Origin of the sequence: Candidatus Avelusimicrobium aviculae (assembly GCF_949292495.1) — a bacterium.
Classification (GTDB): Bacteria; Elusimicrobiota; Elusimicrobia; order Elusimicrobiales; family Elusimicrobiaceae; genus Avelusimicrobium; species Avelusimicrobium aviculae.
Genome location: NZ_CASEZB010000023.1, coordinates 18,037 through 42,320 on the forward strand (window position 1 = coordinate 18,037; position 24,284 = coordinate 42,320).

At 49.5% G+C, this 24,284-nt stretch carries 15 protein-coding genes, 2 tRNA genes, 3 rRNA genes and 1 pseudogene; 19 read left to right on the forward strand and 2 right to left on the reverse strand.

The window, feature by feature from the left end; translation table 11 throughout:
- Positions 1–187 precede the first annotated feature (187 nt).
- The 19 genes and pseudogenes from ACQY33_RS05360 to ACQY33_RS05450 all read left to right on the forward strand — a co-directional run bounded on the left by ACQY33_RS05360 (position 188) and on the right by ACQY33_RS05450 (position 23,318).
- Positions 188–1,699, forward strand: a 16S ribosomal RNA gene (locus ACQY33_RS05360).
- Between the two features lie 160 nt (positions 1,700–1,859).
- A tRNA-Ile gene (locus tag ACQY33_RS05365) sits at positions 1,860–1,933 on the forward strand.
- Positions 1,934–1,949: 16 nt separating this feature from the next.
- A tRNA-Ala gene (locus tag ACQY33_RS05370) sits at positions 1,950–2,022 on the forward strand.
- 317 nt (positions 2,023–2,339) lie between these two features.
- A 23S ribosomal RNA gene (locus ACQY33_RS05375) occupies positions 2,340–5,373 on the forward strand.
- A 214-nt stretch (positions 5,374–5,587) separates the two neighbouring features.
- Positions 5,588–5,706, forward strand: a 5S ribosomal RNA gene (gene rrf, locus ACQY33_RS05380).
- The 16S, 23S and 5S rRNA genes sit together here with 2 tRNA genes alongside, the layout of an rRNA operon.
- Before the next feature lie 393 nt (positions 5,707–6,099).
- Positions 6,100–6,576: pseudogene (locus ACQY33_RS05385) on the forward strand (GNAT family N-acetyltransferase).
- A 51-nt stretch (positions 6,577–6,627) separates the two neighbouring features.
- Positions 6,628–8,325, forward strand: coding sequence for a hypothetical protein (locus ACQY33_RS05390; protein WP_428074684.1), 1,698 nt, complete (start codon positions 6,628–6,630; stop codon positions 8,323–8,325).
- 241 nt (positions 8,326–8,566) lie between these two features.
- The gene (gene rplJ, locus ACQY33_RS05395; RefSeq protein ID WP_428074686.1) at positions 8,567–9,094 is read left to right on the forward strand and encodes a 50S ribosomal protein L10; all 528 of its coding nucleotides are present in this window, start codon (positions 8,567–8,569) and stop codon (positions 9,092–9,094) included.
- A 266-nt stretch (positions 9,095–9,360) separates the two neighbouring features.
- The gene (gene rplL, locus ACQY33_RS05400; protein WP_428074850.1) at positions 9,361–9,738 is read left to right on the forward strand and encodes a 50S ribosomal protein L7/L12; all 378 of its coding nucleotides are present in this window, start codon (positions 9,361–9,363) and stop codon (positions 9,736–9,738) included.
- A gap of 72 nt (positions 9,739–9,810) precedes the next feature.
- Positions 9,811–13,767, forward strand: coding sequence for a DNA-directed RNA polymerase subunit beta (rpoB, locus tag ACQY33_RS05405; protein ID WP_428074688.1), 3,957 nt, complete (start codon positions 9,811–9,813; stop codon positions 13,765–13,767).
- 18 nt (positions 13,768–13,785) lie between these two features.
- Positions 13,786–17,949, forward strand: a complete 4,164-nt coding sequence (gene rpoC / locus ACQY33_RS05410) for a DNA-directed RNA polymerase subunit beta' (RefSeq protein WP_428074690.1) — start codon at positions 13,786–13,788, stop codon at positions 17,947–17,949.
- Positions 17,949–18,329, forward strand: coding sequence for a 30S ribosomal protein S12 (rpsL, locus tag ACQY33_RS05415; RefSeq protein ID WP_428074692.1), 381 nt, complete (start codon positions 17,949–17,951; stop codon positions 18,327–18,329). Before rpoC ends, rpsL begins: the two co-directional genes overlap by 1 nt.
- A 19-nt stretch (positions 18,330–18,348) precedes the next feature.
- On the forward strand, positions 18,349–18,828 hold the full coding sequence (gene rpsG, locus ACQY33_RS05420) for a 30S ribosomal protein S7 (protein ID WP_428074694.1): 480 nt from the start codon (positions 18,349–18,351) through the stop codon (positions 18,826–18,828).
- 13 nt (positions 18,829–18,841) lie between these two features.
- Positions 18,842–20,944, forward strand: coding sequence for an elongation factor G (gene fusA / locus ACQY33_RS05425; protein WP_428074696.1), 2,103 nt, complete (start codon positions 18,842–18,844; stop codon positions 20,942–20,944).
- A 145-nt stretch (positions 20,945–21,089) separates the two neighbouring features.
- Positions 21,090–21,425, forward strand: coding sequence for a hypothetical protein (locus tag ACQY33_RS05430; RefSeq protein WP_428074697.1), 336 nt, complete (start codon positions 21,090–21,092; stop codon positions 21,423–21,425).
- Positions 21,426–21,472: 47 nt separating this feature from the next.
- Complete coding sequence (locus tag ACQY33_RS05435; protein ID WP_428074699.1) at positions 21,473–21,796, forward strand: hypothetical protein; 324 nt, start codon at positions 21,473–21,475, stop codon at positions 21,794–21,796.
- Positions 21,797–21,805: 9 nt separating this feature from the next.
- Positions 21,806–22,162, forward strand: a complete 357-nt coding sequence (locus tag ACQY33_RS05440; protein WP_428074701.1) for a hypothetical protein — start codon at positions 21,806–21,808, stop codon at positions 22,160–22,162.
- Between the two features lie 11 nt (positions 22,163–22,173).
- A complete protein-coding gene (locus ACQY33_RS05445; protein WP_428074703.1) occupies positions 22,174–22,533 on the forward strand; it encodes a hypothetical protein in 360 nt (119 codons plus the stop codon).
- 26 nt (positions 22,534–22,559) lie between these two features.
- The gene (locus ACQY33_RS05450) at positions 22,560–23,318 is read left to right on the forward strand and encodes a hypothetical protein (protein WP_428074705.1); all 759 of its coding nucleotides are present in this window, start codon (positions 22,560–22,562) and stop codon (positions 23,316–23,318) included.
- Positions 23,319–23,424: 106 nt separating this feature from the next.
- Here ACQY33_RS05450 and ACQY33_RS05455 read toward each other — a convergent pair whose 3' ends face one another.
- Positions 23,425–23,676 carry an ankyrin repeat domain-containing protein gene (locus tag ACQY33_RS05455; protein ID WP_428074707.1) on the reverse strand — a complete coding sequence of 84 codons (252 nt, stop codon included), beginning with the start codon at positions 23,674–23,676 and terminating at the stop codon, positions 23,425–23,427.
- A complete protein-coding gene (locus tag ACQY33_RS05460; RefSeq protein WP_428074709.1) occupies positions 23,673–24,248 on the reverse strand; it encodes a hypothetical protein in 576 nt (191 codons plus the stop codon). The genes ACQY33_RS05455 and ACQY33_RS05460 overlap by 4 nt, the downstream gene beginning before the upstream one ends.
- Positions 24,249–24,284: the final 36 nt, after the last annotated feature.

The following is a 24,284-nucleotide window of genomic DNA, read 5'->3' on the forward strand; positions in this document are numbered from 1 at the left end:
TGCGAATGGGCGATTTGAAATGAAAAAACACTTTGTGTTTAACAGTTCAAAAGCTCATTAAAGCTAAGTCATATAGCTATATATATGACACCAAAGTTAATTCAAAAGAGTAGAGAGTCAAAAGTCAACAGCTCGCTGTTAGCGATTTACGGTCTTTGAACCGCTTGCGGTTTAAAGATTATAAATTCTAATGGAGAGTTTGATCCTGGCTCAGAGTTAACGCTGGCATCGTGCATAACACATGCAAGTCGAACGGGACTTGCTTTGGTAGCAATACCGAAGTAAGTTTAGTGGCAGACGGGTGAGTAATGTATAAGGAATCCACCTTTGAGTGGGGAATAACAGTCCGAAAGGATTGCTAATACCCCATAACATCTTTTAGCGGCATCGTTAAAAGATTAAAGATTTATCGCTTGAAGACGACCTTATATTCTATCAGCTAGTTGGTAGGGTAACGGCCTACCAAGGCTACGACGGATAGCCGGCCTGAAAGGGCGACCGGCCACAAGGGCACTGAGACACGGGCCCTACTCCTACGGGAGGCAGCAGTGGGGAATTTTGGACAATGGGCGAAAGCCTGATCCAGCAACGATGCGTGGAGGATGAAGGTTCTCGGATTGTAAACTCCTTTTAAGGGGGAAGAAACAAATGACGGTACCCCTTGAATAAGCCACGGCTAACTACGTGCCAGCAGCCGCGGTAAGACGTAGGTGGCAAGCGTTACTCGGAATTACTAGGCGTAAAGCGCGCGTAGGCGGAATGTTAAGTCTGTTGTGTAATCTCTGGGCTCAACCCAGAAACTGCAACGGAAACTGGCGTTCTTGAGTGAGGCAGAGGAAATCGGAATTCCTAGTGTAGCAGTGAAATGCGTAGATATTAGGAGGAACACCGGTGGCGAAGGCGGATTTCTGGGCCTTTACTGACGCTAAAGTGCGAAAGCTAGGGGAGCAAACGGGATTAGATACCCCGGTAGTCCTAGCCGTAAACGATGATAACTAGGTGTGGGAGGTATCGACCCCTTCCGTGCCGCCGCTAACGCATTAAGTTATCCGCCTGGGGAGTACGGCCGCAAGGTTAAAACTCAAAGGAATTGACGGGGACCCGCACAAGAGGTGGAGTATGTGGTTTAATTCGACGCTACGCGAAAAACCTTACCTGGGCTCGAACGACTGGTGGTAGCACTTATGAAAGTAGGTGCGACCCGCAAGGGAGCCAGCCGAGGTGCTGCATGGTTGTCGTCAGCTCGTGTCGTGAGATGTTGGGTTAAGTCCCGCAACGAGCGCAACCCCTATCCTGTGTTGCCTAGCAATAGGATCTCTCAGGAGACCGCCGCGGATAACGTGGAGGAAGGTGGGGATGACGTCAAATCATCATGGCCTTTATGTCCAGGGCTACACACGTACTACAATGGTATAGACAGAGGGCAGCAATACCGTAAGGTGGAGCCAATCCCTAAACTATGCCCCAGTTCAGATTGTGGGCTGCAATTCGCCCACATGAAGCCGGAATCTCTAGTAATCGCAGATCAGCACGCTGCGGTGAATACGTTCCCGGGTCTTGTACACACCGCCCGTCACACCACGAAAGTCAATTGCAACAGAAGTATCCAGGTCGTCTGGGTCCTAAGTTGTGATTGGTGATTGGGGTGAAGTCGTAACAAGGTAGCCGTACCGGAAGGTGCGGCTGGATCACCTCCTTTATTCTAATTTCTTTTAGAAGTTAGAATAGGTCGGTAGCTTTTAAATTGGTGCGCGAAAGCGCTATTCATTTCAAGTCGGCCACTCGCACATTAACAGTTCCAGGGCTTAAGCTCTTTTATGAAGTAAACTTAATACAAGCCTATTTATATTAGTTAGCTTGGGCTCGTAGCTCAGCTGGTTAGAGCGCACGCTTGATAAGCGTGAGGTCGAAGGTTCAATTCCTTCCGGGCCCACGGCTTTAAGTTTTAAGGGGCTGTAGCTCAGCTGGGAGAGCGCCTGCTTTGCAAGCAGGAGGTCGTCGGTTCGATCCCGATCAGCTCCACAATTAACTGTTGCGAAAAAATGTTGCGTCAAATTTGTAGTTCTTTGAAAATCAGATAACTTATATTCAATCTTTTCTCGTAAGGCTCCGGAAGTCAATTCTTGAACAGATAAAAGCAATTGGCGGGCAGCAGAGAAAATGAAAATATATTTTAGAAAAGCCAAGCGTTTGTATTTTTAGTAGTTAATAAAAATACTTACACTTACACAATTAAGCATGAGAACAATTAACTTAAAAGTTAATGGTTATCATAGATAAGCAATTATCTAGCATTTAAATGACCATGATTGATGAAAATCAGTCGGATTAAAGAATATGGTCAAGCTACAAGGGTGTATGGTGAATGCCTTGGTGCCAGAAGTCGATGAAAGACGTGATAAGCTGCGATAAGCTGCGGGTAGGAGCAAATATCCTGTGATCCGCAGATTTCTGAATGGGGGAACCCTTACAGGTGAGAGCCTGTAAATCATCACATGAAGGCTGAGCTTTCGGGCTCGGAGATAGGGTGATAGAAGACAACGTAGGGAAGTGAAACATCTCAGTACCTACAGGAAAAGAAATCAACGAGATTCCCTGAGTAGTGGCGAGCGAAACGGGAATAGCCTAAACCAGCCTCCGCACTGTATGTGTCGTCAGGCGCATAGAGTGCGTGGGCTGGGGTTGCAGGGCTTGTTCGTGTTAGACACAAAGAGTTACCAAACGGCAAGTTAGTTGAATGGTCTGGAAAGTCCAACCATAGAGGGTGATAGTCCCTTAAACGAAAACTTAGCCGTCTCTTAACAAGTACCTAAGTACCACTGGTCACGTGCAATCCGGTGGGAATCCGGGGAGGCCACTCTCCAAGGCTAAATACTCTCTGGCAACCGATAGTGAACCAGTACCGCGAGGGAAAGGCGAAAAGAACCCCGAGAGGGGAGTGAAATAGAACCTGAAACCGTACATCTACAAGCTATTGTAGCACTATGCCCGCAAGGGAATGTGCGACAGTGTGCCTGTTGAAGAATGATCCAGCGAGTTAATGTGCCGAGCAAGGTTAAGGGGTGAAGAGCTCCGCAGCCGTAGTGAAAGCGAGCCCGAATAGGGCGTTTAGTTCGTCATATTAGACCCGAAGCCAAGTGATCTAACCCTGTCCAGGCTGAAGTTCGCGTAACAGTGAATGGAGGGCCGGAGTGTTAAACGTTGAAAAGTTTCTACATGAGGTGGGGTTAGGGGTGAAAGGCCAATCGAACTTGGTGATAGCTGGTTCTCCCCGAAATAGCTTTAGGGCTAGCGTTGTGAGTTAACCCGAGGGGGTAGAGCACTGGTTGATTTAGGGGGAGCGACCCTCCTTCCGATGTCAGTCAAACTCCGAATACCTCGGCGTATTTCACAGCAGTCAGTTCGTGAGGGATAAGCTTCACGTGCGAGAGGGAAACAGCCCAGACCGTCAATTTAGGTCCCAAAATCTATGCTAAGTGGTAAAGGATGTGGATTTACTTAAACAGCTAGGAGGTTGGCTTAGAAGCAGCCACCCTTTGAAGAGTGCGTAATAGCTCACTAGTCGAGTGAATCTGCGCCGAAGATGACTCGGGGCTAAGCATAGTACCGAAATTACGGCTTGTACATTGGTTCGCCTTTGTACAGGGGTAGGGGAGCGTTATTAGCAGCTGCGAAGGTATACCGAAAGGAGTGCTGGAGCGCTAATAAGTGAGAATGCTGGAATGAGTAGCGACAAGGAAGGTGAGAATCCTTCCCGCCGAAAATCTAAGGTTTCCTTGAGCAACGTTCGTCGGCTCAGGGTCAGTCGGGCCTAAGCTCAGGCCGAAAGGCGTAGGCGAAGGACATCAGGTTAATATTCCTGAACTATAGTAAGCGCGTCATAACCTAGGGAGGGACGCAGAAGAGTAGACCATCCTGGTGAGGGATTACCAGGTGAAAGGCCGTAGGCATCTTCAGGTAGGCAAATCCGCTTGAAGGCTAAGCCGAAAACCGAGACCAGTGTGCAGCGATGCACGCGAAGTGGTTCAATCATACTGCCTAGAAAAACTTCGTAGGGAGTTCTTACTATAACCGTACCGTAAACCGACACAGGTGGATGGGGTGAAAATCCTAAGGCGCGCGAGATAACCATCGTCAAGGAACTAGGCAAACTAGCTCCGTAACTTCGGAAGAAGGAGTGCCCAAGTAGCTGTGTAGCAATACATGGTGAAAGGGTCGCAGTGAATTGGGCTTCGTGACTGTTTAACAAAAACTTAGGGCTCTGCTGAAATCTCAAGATGATGTATAGGGCCTGATGCCTGCCCGGTGCCGGAAGGTCAAGGGGAGTGGTTAGCCGCAAGGCGAAGCTGCGAACTTAAGCCCCGGTAAACGGCGGCGGTAACTATAACCGTCCTAAGGTAGCGAAATTCCTTGTCGGGTAAGTTCCGACCTGCACGAATGGCATAACAAAGAAGCCGCTGTCTCGACGGTGGGCTCGGCGAAATTGTGGTTCAAGTGAAGACGCTTGATACATGCAGCAAGACGAAAAGACCCTATGGAGCTTTACTGTAGCTTGTTATTGGATTATGGTTTACATTACGTAGAATAGCTGGGAGCCTTTGAAACATCCCTTGAGGGGGGTGTGGAGGCAACAATGAAATACCAGCTTTTGTGGATTGTGATTCTAACCTACACCCGTGAATCCGGGTTGGGGACAGTGGCAGGTGGGCAGTTTGACTGGGGCGGTCGCCTCCTAAAGAGTAACGGAGGCGTTCTAAGGTTCCTTCAGGCCGTATAGAAATCGGCCATTGAGCGCAAAGGTAGAAAGGAGCTTGACTGTGAGGACGACGGTCCGAACAGGTGCGAAAGCAGGACTTAGTGATCCGGTGGTCCCTCGTGGGAGGGCCATCGCTCAACGGACAAAAGCTACCCTGGGGATAACAGGCTGATCGGGCCCAAGAGTTCACATCGACGGCTCGGTTTGGCACCTCGATGTCGGCTCATCACATCCTCCCGCTGAAGCAGGTGGGAAGGGTTGGGCTGTTCGCCCATTAAAGTGGTACGTGAGCTGGGTTCAGTACGTCGTGAGACAGTACGGTCTCTATCTGCTGTATGCACAGGAAACTTGAGAGGAGTTGTCCATAGTACGAGAGGGCCTGGATGAACGAACCTCCTGTATATCAGTTGTCTCGCCAGAGGCATAGCTGATTAGCGGTGTTCGGTAGGGATAAACGCTGAAAGCATATAAGCGTGAAACCCGCCTCAAGATAAGGTTTCCCTGGTAGATTAACTACCCAGAAGACCCCCGGAAGACTACCGGGTTGATAGGCAGAGTGTGTAAGCACAGTAATGTGTTCAGCTAATCTGTACTAATAGGTCGTGAGGCTTGGCCATATTCTTTAATCCTGATTGAAGAATGTGAGTGTAAAAACACTTGCGCTTTTCTAAAATATCTGATATCATAAGATAAAGGTTGAAAGGATGCGATGACCTGTTGCAACTAAACAGCGAGCACGAGTTCAACCGCTTTTAAAAAGGAATTGTCGTACCGGCGTTGATAGTTCCTTTTTAAACAGATTTGTTCTTTTAATTAAGAGGCTGGAATGAGACTGATAATAATTCCGAAGAGGCAACACCCGTTCCCATTCCGAACACGGCAGTTAAGCTCTTCAGGGTCGATGGTATTGGCGCCCAATTCGGCGCTGAGAGAGTAGATCGTTGTCGGTCTCATCCCAGCCTTTTCCTTTTATAAACCCCGCTTATCAGGCGGGGTTTTTTGTTGCCTGTTTGGAGTTATGAAGCTCAGTCGGTGAGGAAAAATCCATTTTATAGGAAAAACTTGTATTTATCGGAAAAGGCTTTTTCCCGTGGGTAAGCAAATCCGGGCGCATACCCTGCTTCCCTAAAGCGCTTTCCCGCCGTGTTCGGGAACTTCGCCGGGCCGGGTGTATAGGAAATTTATCTACGTATTCGGAAATTCTCCTTGAACGGCGGTTTGCTCCGCTGCGCTTTGGCTGGTTTTACCGATTTTGGCTATACATCATTCCGGGGCAAGCAAATAACCGGGTAAAATAAGCCAGAAGCGTATGGTCGTATTATTTTTACGTATTTTGAGGTGATATGCGATTTTTTATTCGTCCACTTAAAACGGAGGAACCCCCTTTACTTGCGGATTTTTTATATGAGGCCATTTTTGTGCCCGAAACAATCACGCCGCCGGCTAAAGACATTATTTATTTGCCCTAGCTTCAAATATATATTTCTCATTTTGGCCGCTTAAAAGACGACTGCGCACTGGCGGCTGAAAAGGAAGGGCGCATAATGGGTGTAGTATGGGTGCGCATAATAAATGATTTTGCTCATGTAGAAGATACTACTCCTTCTTTGGCGGTTTCTGTTTTGCCGCCGTACCGCGGGAAAGGGATAGGTACGGCTTTATTAAAAGCCATGTTGGAATTATTAAAACAAAAGAAATATAAACAAGTTTCTTTGTCAGTACAAAAACAAGACCCAGCCGTACGTTTATATAAACGCCTTGGTTTTTTGCCTTTCCGAGAAAATCAAGAGCAATGGGTTCTGGTGCGGCCTTTAGATTAAGGCATGCCGTTAGGGATAAGAGGGATATCGTATAATATAAATAGGTATTGTATGAACGCATATAAGAAAGTTCTATTTGGTTTAGCCGGACTTATTTTGTGTGGTGTAGCCGCGGCGTCCCCTTGGGGGATAGACAAACCGGCTTCCCCCATGTCTATGCTGCAGCGCATTGTGGCGCGCCAGCCCGTTTCCATTTGTGTGGACGGGGACCTAAGCCAATATGCTTTTGAACCCGCCCAACTGGGGGAGGCGGTTTCCCGCTGGCTGCGTTCCATGTATACCCGTATTGAGTCTTCCGGCCGGGCGGCGGAATTTAAAGACTTGCAGGAAGTGCTTACCCGCCCGGTGATTGTCAATCAGCAAAATTGCTCTTATAACCAGCCTATTGCCAAACAGTTTGGGCGCATGTTAGATAAAGGCTCCGGCGCGCAGGGATACGCCTATGCCAACGCGCGGGAGGATATCCGGGTTATTTTGCTCCCGCCCGAGTATGTGTCCGCCCATGCGGGGGGTAAAAAGATAGTGGGGTATTTGCTGGCGGGTTCCGCCCAGCGCCCGGCCGTTATTGCGTTAAACGGGGCCTCCCCGGATATTCATTTATTGTGGCAGGATATGGGCGTGGCGCTGGCCATGCCTAAGCAGGAAGGTTCCGCGGCGCAGGCTGAATATGTGGTAAACGGAGGAAAGGATTTTTCCTGCTCGGATTTGGATGATTTTATTTTAGGGTTGGATTGTGTTGCCGGTGTGCGTCCGCGCCGCGGCGGAGCGGAAGGGTGGAAGAGTTTTTGCCGCGGCAGTTTAAAGAGGTATGTTAACTGCCAGGAACAAGGCGGCTGGAGCCGGGAAGGGGAAAGAGGTCTGCCCTCTCGGGAAGCGTATGATGTATGGCGTCAAATTGCGGCCCACAAGCAGGGTTTAAATCCGGCTGTTTTAACAAAAGGCTATAATCCCACGGATTGGGAAACTTATGATGCCACCCGCAAGGATGACCAAGGCCGCTTGGTTTATGCTCGCCGCGGGCAAGAAGAATACCGCTGGACGTATTACCCCAAATACACGCGGGTGCAGTCTTGGCTGAACGGGGAGTTCTTGCACAATACGGATATTATAGAAACGCCGCGCTATTTATCGGCCGAGCGCAAGGCCGGCAATTACCGCAAATTATGGGAAATTGACTTTTTGGATAAAGGCGCCCTGATTTCCGAAACCGAGGAACTGCTGGACGGAAAAGAAACGGTGTTTGCCCGCAAAATCAGTTTTGCCACGTGGGACGATTCGCGCGAAGAAACGTATGATGAGCCGGACTTAAATTTAAACACCACCGTGCTCCGTCCCAAAGGGTTTGAGGAAGGGGAATGGATCGTGGTAAAGACCGACCGGGAAAAACGCTACGCCGGTTTGCGGGTGGAGCTGGATTCCACCGGCCCGCACGGACTGGCGGAATATGTCCCGCTCCAGCCGCAGACTTTTCTGCGCAGTGACCGCATGCTTGCTTTTTCCACCCGTTTTGGCACGGACGGGCCGGAGCCGGATTTTAAGAAAGAATTTACTGTTTCCTCTTTAAAACGGGACGCAAATGAAAGCCGCGTGTACGAAGAGAAGTTCCGCCGCCTCATGTATAATTTTTATCCGGGGTTGGATTTAAGCGGTGAACCGGTGGAAAATATGACCCGCCCCGCCGGCAAACGCTGGTATAAACGCAAACCGGGGGCTTCCCCGCGCGTGCGCAAATTTGTGCTTAAAAAATAAACAAATACGCAAAAATTTTGTATAATATTTTTAAGAGCCGCGGATAAAACGTTTGCAAAAATGGTTGCAATAGGCGGCTTTTATTGATAAAATAATAGAAGCAACAAACCGATTTACCAAAACGCATACCAAGACATCCTCCGACGGGAAACCGTAGGGAAGGGGTGTCCTTGGCTGTCGTTTTCTCTGTCTAAAAATAGGGAAAAACGCGCAGGCGTTTTGCAGTAATACAGGCAAAAAAATGAACCTGACCAAAGACCAAAAGAAACAAAAGTCGCAAGACTTATCTCAGGAAATTCAAGAAGCCGGCACCTTGTTCTTCACGGCCTATCAAGGCTTGAAGTTCGTGGATATGGCTGAACTGCGCGCGCAGCTGCGCCCCACGGGAGCTAAATTCCGTGTGGAACGCAACTCCATCGTGGAACACGCCATCAGCCAGGCTAAAATTGAAGGCGCGGACGCCAAGCTCTTCCAAGGGCCCACGGCTATTGCCGTAGGCGGTGATATCGCCGCCGTGGCCAAAGCGTTGGTGGATTTCCAAAAGAAATTTGCGGCTTTGAAGCTCAGAGCTTGTTATTCGGACGGCGTTTGGTACAGCGAAGACCAGGTAAAACAATTGGCTACCATTGGTACCAAAGAAGAAAACCTCTCCAAGCTGGCCGGCGCGCTTTACAGCGCGGTTGCGCAGTCCGCTCAAGTCCTGCAAGCTCCGTTACGGGATTTGGCTTACGTCATCAAAGCCGTGGAAGACAAACAAAACGGCAAATAAGGCGTGCAGCCTGCCGGGTTGGGGGCAACTTCAACCGGGCGGTTATGGTTTTTTGGGCTTGTTTAGGTATAAATACGGCGGCGTTTATCCGGCGTATGTTGCCTAAGCCCAAAGAACCGGCGGGCTTGCTAAGCCCGGCTGTGTAAACCAAATCTAAACCCGCCAAAGTGCGGTAGTAGCCCGAAAGGATAAATGCACGGGCGTGGGCACGGCCCACGCAGAAGGCAGCTACTCTAAGAAATAAGGAAAAAAATAAAATGGCTAAATTGACCAAAGAAGAATTAGTAAACGCTATTGCTGAACTCACCGTTCTGGAACTTTCCGAACTCGTGAAAGCTATTGAAGAAAAATTCGGCGTAAAGGCCGCCGCTCCCGCTGTGGCCGTTGCCGCTGCTCCTGCTGCTGCCGGTGCCGCTGCCGCTGAAGAAAAAGACGAATTCAACGTTGTGTTGACCGCTGTTGACGCCGCCAAGAAAATTGGCGTAATCAAAGTGGTGCGCGAAATCACCGGCTTGGGCTTGAAAGAAGCCAAAGACTTGGTTGAAGGCGCCCCGAAAGCCGTAAAAGAAAACGTTGCCAAAGCTGAAGCTGAAGAACTGAAAAAGAAAATCACCGAAGCCGGCGGCACCGTAGAACTCAAATAGTTCAACAACGGTATTATTTAAGCCCTTGCCCCGTGTAAAAACGGGGCTGGGGCTTGCGTACCCCCAGGGCGTATGGGGTATTTAAGTAGTCGGTTTGGTTTTCCTTGTGCGTGGAAAACGGCAAACGGGCTGACTTCCAAAAAGCAGCAGGATATTGGCAAAATGATTGAAAAGCAAACAAATTTCGGCAAAATCTCTACCAAGCTCCCTTTACCCGATTTATTAGACATGCAAAAACAGTCTTTTAAAGACTTTTTGCAGTTAGACGTCTCTCCCTCCAAGAGAGAGTTAAAAGGCCTGCAGGCCGCGTTTGAAGACGTTTTCCCTATTGAAGCCCCCGACGGGAGCATGAGACTTGAATTTTTAAAATACGAATTTGGCACCCCGCGTTATGCCACGCCGACGGAAGCCGCCGTGCGTGACAGTACTTATTCCGCTCCGCTTAAAGCGTTGCTGCGCTTGTACGTAAAACAGAAAAACGGAAAAATGAAAGAAGCGTCCGACCAGGACGTCGTATTGTGCGACGTGCCTTTAATGACGGACGCGGGCTGCTTTGTATACAACGGCGCGGAACGCGTGGTGGTAAGCCAGATGCACCGCTCCCCGGGTATTATTTTTGAAGAAGACGAAGAGAAAAAACAGTCCACCTTTGGTAAACGCTTGTATGTGGCGCGCATTATTCCATACCGCGGCGCCTGGATTGAGTTTTCCTTTGACTTGATGAACGCTTTGTGGGTCCGCATTGACCGCAAGAAAAAAGTGTTAGCCTCCACGTTCCTTCGCGCCTGCGGTTTGGAAACCAACGCACAGATTATCCAAACTTTCTATAACTGCGAAGATGTGGAAGTCAAACCCAGCGCTATTGAGAACGTCATCGGCCGTTACGCCGCGGATGATATTTACGACCCGGCCACCGGCGAAGTGTTGTGGAACTTGGATGACAAGGCCACCCTTCCTATTGACGACAAACTGTTTAAAACCTTAATTGAAAAGAAAGTAAAAACCATTAAAGTCATTTCCGGCAAACCCCGCCAGGACGACCCCGGTATCTTAGCCACCTTGGAACACCGCAAGGACTCCATCCGCACCGCGGCCGAAGCCCAAGCTGAAATTTACAAAAAGATGAGAGGGCAGGACTTCGTGGTAAAAGAGCAGGCGGAAAAGTTCCTTAACAACTTGATTTTTGACAACATCCGCCGCTATGACCTGAGCTTTGTGGGACGCTACAAAATTAACAAAAAGTTCCACAAAATGTTTGACTTAATCAGCAAATATAAATTTAAAAAATTCACCATGCCGTCTGAAAAACGCCGCACGTTGGCGCCGGAAGATATTATCGTAACCGTGAAATATCTGTTGGCCCTAAACGCCGGTGAAGATGCCCAAAAGATGTATGGGGACGGCATGACCTTTAAAGTGGACGATATTGACCACTTGGGCAACCGCCGCATCCGCGGGATTGGGGAATTGTTGGAAAACCAAATCCGCGTAGGCCTTTCCCAAATGGCCAAAACCGCGCGGGACCGCATGAACCGCGAGCTGACTTCCTTTACGCCCCGCGCGTTGGTAAACGCTCAGCCGGTACAGGCCATTATCCGCAAATTCTTTGGTACGTCCCAGCTGTCCCAGTTTATGGATCAAATTAACCCCTTGGGCGAATTGACCCACAAACGCAGACTTTCCGCTTTGGGCCCCGGCGGTTTAAACAGAAAGCGCGCCGGCTTTGAAGTGCGCGACGTGCACTATACGCACTATGGCCGCGTGTGCCCCATTGAAACCCCGGAAGGCCCGAACATCGGTTTGATCACTTCTTTGGCGTGCTATTCCAAAGTCAATAAATTCGGTTTGATTGAAACCCCGTACCGCAAAGTGGAAAACGGCAAAGTAACAGACCAAATTGAAACCTTAACCGCCGATGAAGAAGACGATAAATTTGTAGCCCAGGCCAATACGCCTATGGATAAGAACGGCAAAATCACGGCGGAACGTGTACAGGGCCGTGTCCGCTCGGACTATCCGCTCGTTACCCCCAAAGAGGTGGACTATATGGACGTGTCCCCCTTGCAGGTTATCAGCGTATCGGCCGCGTTAATTCCGTTCTTGGAACACGACGACGCCAACCGCGCGCTCATGGGTTGTAACATGCAACGCCAGGGCGTGCCCCTGCTCATTACGGAAGCCCCTTACGTGGGTACCGGCATTGAACACGAAGTGGCGCGCGACTCCGGTACCGCTGTGGTAGCCAAACGCGCCGGCGTGGTGCAATTTGCCGATGCTTCCAAAATCATCGTGCAAGCCAAAGACGGTTCCAACGACGTGTATGAATTGTTGAAATACAAACGCTCCAACCAAGACACCTGCATCAACCAGCACCCCATTGTGCGCACCGGTGACAAAGTAGCCGCTGGACAAGTATTGGGTGACGGCCCGGCCATGGACAACGGTTACCTGGCTTTAGGCCGCAACCTGTTAGTGGGCTTTATGTGCTGGGAAGGGTATAACTACGAAGACGCCATCTTGGTTTCCAGCCGTTTGGTAAAAGATGATTTATTTACTTCCATCCACCTGCATGAATTTACGGTGGATGCCCGCAACACCAAATTAGGGGCGGAAGAAATTACCCGCGATATTCCCAACATCGGCGCGGAAGCGCTCTCCCACCTGGACAATGACGGCATTGTGCTGCCGGCCACGGTGGTGGAACCCGGTGATATTTTAGTGGGTAAAGTAACCCCGAAAGGGGAACAGCAGCTTACGCCGGAAGAAAGACTGTTGAAAGTCATCTTCGGCAAAAAAGCGGACGATGTGGTGGACGCTTCCTTGCGCGTGCCTCCGGGCACCAGCGGCAAAGTAGTGGGCACCCGCGTATTTGTGCGCAAAGAAAAGCTGACTAAAGCGGAAGAAAAAGCCCGCTTGAAAGCGCTGGAAGATGAAAAGAATTCTACGTTGGAACTCTTAAAAGAACAGCGCAAGCGCGCTTTGGCCAACGCCAAAGAAACCATCAAAAAAGAGGCTGACTTAAAGAAAGAAGAAGCCCGTTTAACCGCCTTGTATAAATTGATGGAGAAGAAAGCTGAAGAACATTACGCGCGCGAAATTGAATTTTCCAAACAAGGCGACGAACTTGGCGTAACGGTAAATAAATCCGTTAAAGTGTTCATCGCTTCCAAACGCAAACTGCACGTAGGGGACAAAATGTCCGGCCGCCACGGTAACAAAGGGATTGTGGCGCGTATCTTGCCGGAAGAGGACATGCCCTTCCTGCCGGACGGCACTCCGTTAGACGTGGTGCTTTCCCCGTTGGGTATTCCTTCCCGTATGAACGTGGGCCAGCTGTTAGAAACCATGCTGGGTTGGGCGGCGCATCACTTGCATTACAATGCCGCCACCCCGGTGTTTGACGGCCCCAGCGAAGCGGAAGTGGTGGAACAAATCAAAAAAGCCAAAGAAAAAATTCTGGACGACAAAGGCCTTACCGGCAAAGCGCGTGAAGAATACGCCGCCAAATACCTGCCGGATGATTACTGCCGCATCACCTTGTACGATGGCCGCACCGGGGAACCGTTTGAAGAAAAAGTAACCATTGGTTACATGTATATGCTCAAACTGATTCACTTGGTGGAAGACAAAGTACACGCCCGTTCCACCGGTCCTTACAGCTTAATTACGCGCCAGCCGTTAGGCGGTAAAGCGCAGTTTGGCGGTCAGCGTTTCGGTGAAATGGAAGTGTGGGCTATTGAAGGTTACGGCGCCACCTACACGCTGCAGGAGTTTTTGACCGTCAAGTCTGACGATTTTGTGGGCCGCACCAAGATGTATGAATCCATCGTCAAAGGGGAAGCCCCCGCCCAGCCCGGCGTGCCTGAATCTTTTAAAGTATTAATTAAAGAATTGCAGGCTTTGGGCTTAAGCGTAGACTTGCTGAAAAAAGTGGACGAAGAAGGCGCGGCCGCCGCGCCTTGCGCCTCCGATAAAGTAGAAGAGGCTAAACAAGACGCCCCCGCAGAGGCGCAAGACGTTACGAAATAGCGTTCGGAGCTTTTGAACATGCAAACGAAAAAAGTGAAAAAACTTAGCGAATTAAATTTCTTTGACTTTGATGCCATTAAGTTGGGCATTGCCAGCCCGGAACAGATTCTGTCCTGGTCTTACGGGGAAGTAAAAAAACCGGAAACCATCAACTACCGCACGCTCAAACCGGAGCGCGACGGTCTGTTCTGCGAACGCATTTTCGGGCCGACCAAAGACTATGAATGCGCCTGCGGCAAATACCGTTGGGTAAAATTCAAAGGCATTCAGTGCGACCGCTGCGGCGTGGAAATTACCGAGTCCAAAGTGCGCCGCGAACGCATGGGCCATATTGAACTGGCCGTGCCGGTGGCCCACGTATGGTTTTTACGCAAAAATCCGTCCCGCATCGGTATTATTTTGGATATGCGCACCACGGATTTGGAACGCGTGGTCTATTATGCCGCTTATGTGGTGATAGAAGACTGCGTGGACAGCGTAACCGGCCGTACGGATTATAAAAAAGGCACCTTGCTTTCCGATGTTCAAGTGCGCGAAGCCCGCAAAAAACACGGAGCCCGCTTGAAAGTGGACATTGGCGCCCCGGCCATTAAAAAGCTGCTGGAAGATATTGATTTTGATAAAGAAATTCCCGCTTTGCACGAACAGCTGAAAAACACGCAAAGCGAATTGGAACGCACCAAACTCATCCGCCGCATTAAAACGATGGAAGAGTTTAAAGAAAGCGGCAACCGCCCGGAATGGATGATTATGAGCGTATTGCCCGTCATCCCGCCGGATTTGCGCCCGCTCGTTCCGCTGGATGGCGGCCGTTTTGCCGCGTCTGACTTAAACGACTTGTACCGCCGCATCATTAACCGCAACAACCGCTTGAAACACATTGAATCTTTGCGTGCGCCGGAAGTGATGATTTACAACGAAAAACGCCTCCTGCAGGAAGCGGTGGACGCCTTGATTGAAAACGGCGCCCGCGGCAAGTTTTTCATTGGGCCCGGCGGCAGACCGCTTAAATCTTTGTCTGACAGCATTAAAGGCAAACACGGGCGTTTCCGCCAGAACCTGTTGGGTAAGCGTGTGGACTATTCCGGCCGTTCCGTTATCGTGGTAGGCCCGAACTTGAAACTCCACCAGTGCGGTTTGCCCAAACTGATGGCGCTGGAACTTTTTAAACCGTTTATCATTGGCGAACTGATGAAGAAGGAAGGGGTTACCCTCAAATCCGCCAAGAAAATGTTGGAGCGTGTACGCCCGGAAATTTGGGATATTTTGGAAAAAGTAACCAAAAACCACCCGGTTCTTTTAAACCGCGCCCCCACCTTGCACCGCTTGGGTATTCAGGCGTTTGAACCGGTACTGATTGAAGGGAAAGCCATTCAGCTGCATCCGCTTACCTGCGCCGCTTTCAACGCTGACTTTGACGGTGACCAGATGGCCGTTCACGTGCCGCTTTCTTTGGAAGCGCAAATGGAAGCGCGTTCTTTGATGTTGGCTTCCAACAATATTTTGTCTCCCGCTTCCGGCAAGCCGATAGCCACCCCGTCCCACGATATGGTACTAGGTATTAACTTTATTACCACCGTTAAAGACGGAGATATCGGGGAAGGCTCTATTTTCGGCAGCAAAGAAGAAGCCTTGGTGGCTTTGGAATACGGCAAACTTTCCCTGCACGCCAAAATTAAAGTGCGCGGGATTAACGCCATTCCTGAACCCGGCTTAAAGCCCGAAGAAGAAGCCGACGCTTCCAAATGGAAAGATTTTACTTCCGTAGGCCGCATTATTTTCAACCAAGTGATGCCGAAAGGTTGGGAATACATCAACAAAACCGTTGATAAAAAAGTATTGGCCTCTTTGGTGGATGAATGCTACAAGAGCAAAAAGTACGGCCGCTACGCCGCCGTGCAGCTTTTGGATAACATCATGAAGATGGGTTACAGCTATGCCACTAAATCCGGCTTGTCCATCTCCGTTGCGGATATGACCATCCCCGCCGCCAAACAAAAATACATCGCTGACGCCAAAAAACAAGTGGCCCAAATTCAGGCCCAGGCGGAAGCGGGTATCATTACGGAAGGCGAACGTTATAACAAAGTTATTGATATTTGGACCCGCGTTACCGATGACGTGGGGGCGGAACTCTTCAAAGAAATGAAAAAGTTTGAAGATTCCAAATATGACCCTACCAACAAAGAACACAGCGGCCAGCGCTTTAACTCCGTCTACATGATGGCGGATTCCGGCGCCCGCGGTTCCCGCCAGCAGGTGCGCCAGCTGGCCGGTATGCGCGGCTTGATGGCTAAACCGCAGAAGAAACTTACCGGCGGCCAGGGTGAAATTATTGAAAACCCGATTACCGCCAACTTCCGCGAAGGCTTGTCCGTGTTGGAATACTTTATTTCCACGCACGGCGGTCGTAAAGGTTTGTCCGATACGGCTTTGAAAACGGCCGACGCCGGTTACTTAACCCGCCGCTTGGTAGACGTAGCCCATAACGTAGTGATTACGGAAGAAGACTGCGGCACCCATAACGGGATTGTAGTCAAATCCTTGATGAGCGGGGAAGACATGGTGGAACCCATAGAAGAACGTATTTTGGGCCGCACCAGCTTGGAAGATGTTGTAGTCAAAACCAAAGACGGCAAAGACTTGACCATCATCAAAGAAGGCGATTTAATTAACCTGGAACAGAGCAAACTGGTAAAGAAATACGGTGTGGAATCCGTACGCATCCGCTCCGTGCTTACCTGTGAAGCGCCCTACGGCGTATGCGCCCGCTGCTATGGTTTGTCTTTGGCCACGGCCAGCAAGAGCAACCCCGGCGACTCTGTGGGTATCATTGCGGCCCAGTCCATTGGTGAACCGGGTACCCAGTTAACGCTGCGTACCTTCCACATCGGTGGTACGGCGTCGCGCGTGTTGTCCCGCTCTCAGGCGGTGGCGGAAATTTCCGGTAAAGTAACGTTTAAAGACGTAAAACTGATTACCAACCGCTACGACAACAAAATTTGTATTTCCAGAAACGGCTCTATCTTTGTAGAGGCCGGAAATGGTACAATAAAAGAATATAAGATTCAATACGGGGCTTCCGTTTATACCGCGGATAAAGCCACCGTGGAAAAAGGAACCTTGCTGGCCGAATGGGACCCGCACTCCATTCCTGTGCTTGCCGAAGTAAAAGGCACGGTTAAACTGACCGATGTGGTGGAAGGTATCACCCTGCAGGAAGAACGCAACAAAGTGACGGGTGTCATTGAACGCAAAATTATTGCCAGCCGCATGGGTAAAAAGAACCCGCGCATTAGCATTGACGGAAAAGGTTCCAAAATGAACTTGCCGCTTCCTATTGACACCATTTTAATGGTGGAAAGCGGCGAAGAGGTAGAACCCGGAGACGTCTTAGCCAAGATCGGACGTGAAGCCGGCGGCACCAAAGACATCACGGGCGGTCTGCCCAGAATTGCGGAGTTGTTTGAAGCGCGCCGCCCCCGCAACCCGGCTATTATTTCGGAGTTTGAGGGCATCGTAAGCTTGGAAACCTCTCCCAAAGGTTTGATTGAAGTAGTCGTACGCAACGAAGAGACCAACCAGGTCAAACAATACAGCATTCCGCAAGGGAAGCACTTGGTTGTGTACGAAGGCGACCACGTTGGTGTGGGCGAAGCCCTGACCGACGGCGCCATTGACCCGCATGACGTATTGCGCGTCAAAGGTGATAAAGAAGCGCAAGAGTTCCTTTTAAACGCCATCCAGGAAGTGTACAGACTGCAGGGCGTTACGATTAATGACAGACATATCGAGGTTATTGTCCGTCAGATGTTGGGGAACGTGAAAATTCTGGACGCGGGAGACACGCATTTCCTGAAAGGGGAAATCATCAGCCGCGCCAGCTGGCTGCGTGAAAACGCGAAAATGAAAGCAGCCGGCAAACGCATGGCCGATGCCGAAACCATCCTTTTGGGTATCAGCAAAGCGTCTTTAGCGTCCGAATCCTTTATATCCGCGGCAAGCTTCCAGGAGACGACAAAAGTCCTGACGGATGCCGCAATCACGGGCCAAGTTGATGAATTGCAGGGCCTGAAAGAAAACGTAATTGTAGGCCATTTGATCCCGGCGGGTACAGGTATATCCGCCCGGCAAATAGCCGAAGAGTTTGAAGAAAAACGCAAAGAAACAGGAGAGAAGTAATGCCAACAGTAAACCAATTAGTAAAATACGGACGGGCGAAAGAAATTCACAGAACGAAATCCCCGGCGTTGCAAGCTTGCCCGCAAAGACGCGGCGTTTGCACCCGTGTTTACACCACAACCCCCAAAAAGCCTAACTCTGCTTTAAGAAAGGTTGCCCGCGTGAAGCTGACCTCTAAAATGGAAGTCACCGCTTATATTCCCGGAGAAGGCCACAACTTGCAGGAACACTCTATCGTGCTCGTGCGCGGCGGCCGTGTGAAAGACTTGCCGGGTGTGCGTTATCACATCATCCGCGGCGCGTTGGACGCGTCCGGCGTGGAAAACAGAAAACAGGGCAGATCTCTTTACGGCGTAAAGAGACCCAAGGCCGGTAAATAATTTCAGGAGTTAGAAGAATATGCCTAGAAAAGGTTTAAGACCCAGAGACAGAAGACCGCAACCCGCACCGGATTTTAAATACAATTCCGTGTTGGTTTCCCGGTTCATTAATAAATTAAATTTTGAAGGAAAGACGTCTACCGCCGAGAAAATCTTGGACGGTGCCATGGCTATCATTGCCGAGAAAACCAAAGAAAACGCTTTGGACGTATTCAACAAATGCATTGAAAACGTCCGCCCGTTGGTGGAAGTAAAAGCCCGCCGCGTGGGCGGTGCCACGTATCAGGTTCCCACGGAAGTGAAACCCCTTCGCAGCACCTCTTTGGCTATGCGCTGGTTAATTGGCGCCGCGCAGAGCCGCAAAGGCCGCCCGATGGCCGAAAAACTGGCCGAAGAAATCATCTTGGGCTCCAAAAAAGAAGGTACCGCGTTTAAGAAAAGAGAAGACGTGCATAAAATGGCCGAAGCCAACCGCGCTTTTGCCCATTTTAAATGGTAATTGGGAATAAGATATGGCCGAATTTAAAACTTACCCTTTAAATAAAATCAGAAACATCGGTATTATCGCGCACATTGACGCGGGTAAAACCACCACCTCTGAAAGAATTCTTTACTACACCGGTAAAGTGCACAAAATCGGGGAAACGCATGACGGCGCTTCCGTGACGGACTGGATGGAACAGGAACGTGAAAGAGGCATTACGATCACTTCCGCCGCCATCTACTGCGTATGGAAAGACTGCCAGTTAAACATCATTGACACCCCCGGCCACGTAGACTTTACCGCCGAAGTGGAACGTTCTTTGCGCGTTTTGGACGGCGCCGTGTGCTGCTTTGACGGTGTACAGGGTGTGGAACCTCAATCTGAAACCGTATGGCGCCAGGCTGATAAATACGGCGTACCCCGCATCGCCTACATCAACAAGATGGACCGCATCGGCGCCGATTTTATCCGCTCCGCCAATTCCATTAAAGAAAAACTGGGCGGAAACGCCTGCCCCATTCAGCTGCCGGTAGGCGCTGAAGACAAATTTGTGGGCATTGTGGATTTGGTAAAGATGAAAGCCGTCATTTGGGACGGCGACCACAACGGCGCTACCTTTAATGAAGTGGAAATCCCGGCGGATTTGAAAGAAGCCGCTGAAAAAGCCCATACGGAAATGATTGAAAAAATCGCCGATTTTGATGAAGCCATTATGGAACGTTACTTAAACGGCGAAACGAATTTCTCCGTAGAAGAAATCAAGAAAGCGATCCGCAAGGGTACGCTTACGGGTAAGTTCTTCCCGGTTATTTGCGGTTCTTCCTACAAAAACAAAGGCGTACAGCCCTTGTTGGACTGCGTGAACGATTACCTTCCCTCTCCTGAAGACGTTCCCGCCATTAAAGGAACCAACCCCAACACCGGTGATACCGAAGAACGCAAAGCCTCTAATAAAGAGCCTTTCTGCGGCCTTATCTTTAAAATTCAAACGGATCCGTTTGTGGGTAAACTGAGCTTTTTCCGCATTTATTCCGGTACGCTGAAAGCGGGCGATACGGTCTTGTTCCCCGGCAAAAACGCCACGGAACGCGTAGGCCGCATGATGCGTATGATGGCCGATAAACGCGAAGAAGTAAAAGAATTGAGCGCCGGCGAAATCGCCGCCACCGTGGCTATTAAAAACGCCCGCGTGGGTCAAACCATCTGCGCGCCTGATCATCCGATTGTGTTGGAAAGCATCACCTTCCCTGAACCGGTTATCACCATTGCGGTAGAACCGAAATCCAAGGAAGATGAAGAAAAAATGTCCAACGCGTTGGCCCGCTTGGCGGAAGAAGACCAAACTTTCCGCGTCCGCACCAATGAAGAAACCGGCCAGACCGAAATTTCCGGTATGGGCGAACTTCACTTGGATATTATTGTGGACCGCATGAAACGTGAATTTAACGTGCAAGCCAATGTAGGCGCCCCGCAGGTAGCCTACCGCGAAACCATCACCAAGACGGTGGAACAGGAAACCAAATTCGTGCGTCAGTCCGGCGGACGTGGTCAATACGGTCACGTGTTCTTGCGCCTGGAACCGCAGGAAAAAGGCAAAGGGTTTGAATTCGTTAACGAAATCACCCAGGGCCGCATTCCGAAAGAATATATTCCTGCCATTGAAAAAGGCTGCCGTGAAGCGTTGGATAACGGCGCAATAGCCGGTTATCCGTTGGTGGATATTAAAGTAGCCGTGTTCGACGGGTCCTTCCACGAAGTAGACTCCTCCGAAATGGCCTTTAAAATCGCCGCTTCCATGGCCTTGAAAGACGGCGCCAAGAAAGCCGCCCCTATTATTCTGGAACCGATTATGAAAGTGGAAGTGGTCGCTCCGGAAGCCAACCTGGGGGATATTATTGGTGACTTGAGCTCCCGCCGCGGTCAAATTGGCGAAATGGGCGTGCGCGGCAACGTGCGCTATGTACGCGCGGAAGTGCCGCTGGCCGAGATGTTCGGTTATGCTACTACGGTGCGCTCTTTGTCTCAGGGCCGTGCTTCGTTCACCATGGAACCCAGCCACTATGCTGAAGTTCCCGCAAACGTGGCCAAAGCCATTATTGAGAAGAGAACCGCTGACAAAGTGGCCGCCTAATCGAAGCAGTTTGAGTTGTTACGGGGAGGTATGTACATACCTCCCCGTTTTTATTGGTTTATCGGGTCAAAAACTGTTTTTAAACGTATGTAAAAAACAAAAAGTAAAGCTGGATATTAGCCAAAATTTTGTTACAATACAATATATGAAACACGGATTTTGGATAATAGCCGCCGTGATGTTGGCGGGGTGCGGCGGCAGTTTGGAAAAACACATGAATGCCACTATGGCTTATTATATTGAAAAAGTACATGTAGCTTGTACGGCGGACGCGGATTGTACGGCGGTTCTTTTGTCTTGCCGGTATCCGCAGTGGGGGTATGCGGCGGTAAACCGTATGGAAGTGCCTGATTTAAACCGTATACGGGAGGCGGATTGGTACACCCGCTGTGAAAAAACGCCGGATACATCCCACATCAAAACCTGGTGTGATAACGGCCGCTGCCGTTTACAGCAGGCTAACGCAGAAAGCATTCGTTGATTTTGATATAATATAGACGTAATTGTACATATAACGGAGAATTTTATATGAAAAGAGGAGTATTGTTTGTAGGGTTGGTTCTTTTTGGGGCGCTATTGGCTGGTTGTGCTTCGGCGGACAAAAGCAATACCTACCAAGGTATTATTGAAGCCAACAGAGACTGTCAAACAGACGCAGATTGTGTGGCCGTTAACCGCACTTGCTGCCGCTGTGACGGTAAAGTGGCCGTAAACCGCCGCGCGGCGGCCGCGTTGCGCGCCAAATGGGTGGCGGAATGTACTTCCGCCCCGTGCTTGCAGGTAATGTGCTTTACGGATTTGGATGTTTCCTGCCAAAATAACCGCTGTGTGGGCAAATTAGCAGGGAATTAGGTGAAAATTATGAAAAAAAGTATCGTCTTGTTAGGGGCAGTATTATTTGTATGTGCTTGCGCGGGAGCCAGTAAAAAAGTGACAGAAAATATTTCCCCCGCGCAATATACCCAATTGGTAGAAAAGGCGGATAAGTCTTGCAGAACGGATGCGGACTGCGCCGCCGTTAAAAAAGGCTGTTGCCTGTGCCAGGGGTATGAATCGGTAAACAAATCCGCCGCGGCAGATTTGCAAAACCAGTGGAACGCGGCTTGCGCCGCCGCTCCCTGCACCTTGCAAATGTGCTATGTGGAAATTGACCCCGTGTGTAAAAACAATGTTTGTACCGGTACCCTTAAACCGATAGAATCTTACTTTGCCAGATAAGGAGAGATATTATGAAAAAAGTATTCTTTTTATTGATGGGAACAGGTTTATTGGCGGCTTGCGCGGCCTCTGCTCCTAAACCGGTGGGTATTAATGCAACGCCGGAAGCCGTCACCAAAGCCATTGCCAAGGCGGATAAATCCTGCAAAACGGATGCCGATTGCGTAGCCGTTAAAAAAGGCTGCTGCCCTTGTGCCGGCTATGCGGCGGTGAATACCAAAGCGGCGGAAAAGGTAAATAAAATTTGGGCCGAAGAGTGCGAAATAGCTCCGTGCACGCGTGAAATGTGCTATGTGGAAATTACCCCTAAATGCGAACAGAACATTTGCATCGGGGAGCCCAAACCCATGGAAAGCTATTTTGGTAAATAAGCCAAAGCTGAACGGGAGAAACCAATATGAAAAAAATTCTGTATGTTTTCGCCCTGCTTTTAACAGCAGGGGGGGTGCATGGATATGAATTTCAGGTTTCTCCCGTTCAAGAAATTGCCGCGCTGGAAGAATCCCAAAGCCGTTTGGATATGAACGGGCTAGAATGCGGGCTTCTTTTGGTTGAGAGCCAAATACCCTCATTGGATTTTCAGATGTCCGCTATCGGCGGATGCGGCGTGGAAAAAACCACACAAGGATATGCCGTTTATTTAGGCCAAGGCACCCGTTATGTTACCCTTGCCGCTCCGGGTTTTAAGCCGTTTCGCTGGGAGTTTGATATGCCTTCCGGCGCGATAAAAGAAAAGCAATATGCGGCCCAGGTGGGGGCGGCCGGGGTAAACCCGGATACATTTTCCGCCTCGGATATGGAAATAAGAGGTTCTTTGCGCCGGGAGACGTTTGGTTTGGTAGCCCGGTTTATGGGGGGAGGGCAGTCCGTATTAAAAATTCATACAGACCTGCCTTTTTCTGCGCTGGAAGATACCCTTTTAATCCCAGGTTCTTATACCGTGAAGGAAGAGACTGAGTCCGCACCTTATTATTTATATTTAAAAGCGGGAACGCCTTTTCAAAACATTGTACGGAAGGACGTGTTAAAAGGGGATATTGCCTGGGAAACCCCGCTGGAAGGAAAAACGGATTATCAGTTGGATTTAACTTGGGGCTTTAATCCCCAGCAAAAAACGCGGGAAGTTAAAGCGCAACTGAAAAATATTCTGCCTTAAACCTCTTTTTTATTTACGGCCACTCCTTGTTTTTGGAACGGTTCTTTTTAACTAAAAGCCCTGGGTTATGCCCGGGGCCTTTTGGCATCTTAACATAATATTAAAGTTACGACAGCAGATGGAATACTTCAGTTCTGTTTCGCTCTTTTGCCAAATCCAACGCGGTTTTGCCTTCTTTATTTTTGATGTTTTTATCTATATAAGGTTGCGCCAATAATAACTTTACAATTTCCGTATAACCGTTTAAGGCGGCTATGTGCGGGGGAGTATTGCCGTTTTCAGGGTAAGGAGCATTCACGTCCGCCCCGTTTAGCAACGCTTGTTTTACCTTATCTAAATCTTGGGACAACACCATCATATATAAAGGGGAGGTGTTTCCCTTTTTGGGGAATTGCTCCTGTGGCTGCGCGTGCAGAGGCGGGTTTTCTGGCTGTTGTTGGGCAGGGAACGCTTTTTTGCTTCTTCTATGGAGGCCAACAGATTCTGCGGATAGGGTTCGTTTGGATGGGAAAGCCACCAATACCACAAATTGGACTGGTGGAAATGCTGCATCACAGAAGAAAACTCAAAGAAAAACTGCCGCAAAGAGAGGAGTATCAGGCAATATTTTACCCATATAAACAAATAGATTCTTAAACATTGTTGCAGCAGGGAGGGGTTTTCATATGGGCGTGTAAACCAAGCGGCTATGCTTAGTAAAATAAAAAAAGGGGTTAATATTAATACCCAGCTCATCACCTGTTGTGACATCGGAGTGGTGACGTGCTGTGGCGCGGTTTGTAATAAGGACCATTCCACCCAAATCCCAAATAATAATAAAGCGGTTATAAAAAGGGAGAAAAACTTCAGCATTTGCCATGAGTCATAGGCTTGTTGGAAAGGATATTTTATGATTTTTGCCAAACGGGTTTCGGGTGAAATAAAAGCCATTGCGGCTAATGTGAACAAAAGAAACAGGCCCATCCA

Excerpts from the sequence above, each read along its gene's own strand:
- rpoB (WP_428074688.1), top strand. The coding sequence starts at position 9,811 with ATGGGGTATTTAAGTAGTCGGTTTGGTTTTCCTTGTGCGTGGAAAACG.
- ACQY33_RS05460 (WP_428074709.1), bottom strand. The coding sequence starts at position 24,248 with ATGGCTTTTATTTCACCCGAAACCCGTTTGGCAAAAATCATAAAATAT.
- ACQY33_RS05440 (WP_428074701.1), top strand. The coding sequence starts at position 21,806 with ATGAAAAAAAGTATCGTCTTGTTAGGGGCAGTATTATTTGTATGTGCT.
- ACQY33_RS05445 (WP_428074703.1), top strand. The coding sequence starts at position 22,174 with ATGAAAAAAGTATTCTTTTTATTGATGGGAACAGGTTTATTGGCGGCT.
- rpoC (WP_428074690.1), top strand. The coding sequence starts at position 13,786 with ATGCAAACGAAAAAAGTGAAAAAACTTAGCGAATTAAATTTCTTTGAC.
- rpsG (WP_428074694.1), top strand. The coding sequence starts at position 18,349 with ATGCCTAGAAAAGGTTTAAGACCCAGAGACAGAAGACCGCAACCCGCA.
- rplJ (WP_428074686.1), top strand. The coding sequence starts at position 8,567 with ATGAACCTGACCAAAGACCAAAAGAAACAAAAGTCGCAAGACTTATCT.
- ACQY33_RS05390 (WP_428074684.1), top strand. The coding sequence starts at position 6,628 with ATGAACGCATATAAGAAAGTTCTATTTGGTTTAGCCGGACTTATTTTG.
- fusA (WP_428074696.1), top strand. The coding sequence starts at position 18,842 with ATGGCCGAATTTAAAACTTACCCTTTAAATAAAATCAGAAACATCGGT.
- rpsL (WP_428074692.1), top strand. The coding sequence starts at position 17,949 with ATGCCAACAGTAAACCAATTAGTAAAATACGGACGGGCGAAAGAAATT.
- ACQY33_RS05455 (WP_428074707.1), bottom strand. The coding sequence starts at position 23,676 with ATGATGGTGTTGTCCCAAGATTTAGATAAGGTAAAACAAGCGTTGCTA.
- ACQY33_RS05450 (WP_428074705.1), top strand. The coding sequence starts at position 22,560 with ATGAAAAAAATTCTGTATGTTTTCGCCCTGCTTTTAACAGCAGGGGGG.
- ACQY33_RS05430 (WP_428074697.1), top strand. The coding sequence starts at position 21,090 with ATGAAACACGGATTTTGGATAATAGCCGCCGTGATGTTGGCGGGGTGC.
- ACQY33_RS05435 (WP_428074699.1), top strand. The coding sequence starts at position 21,473 with ATGAAAAGAGGAGTATTGTTTGTAGGGTTGGTTCTTTTTGGGGCGCTA.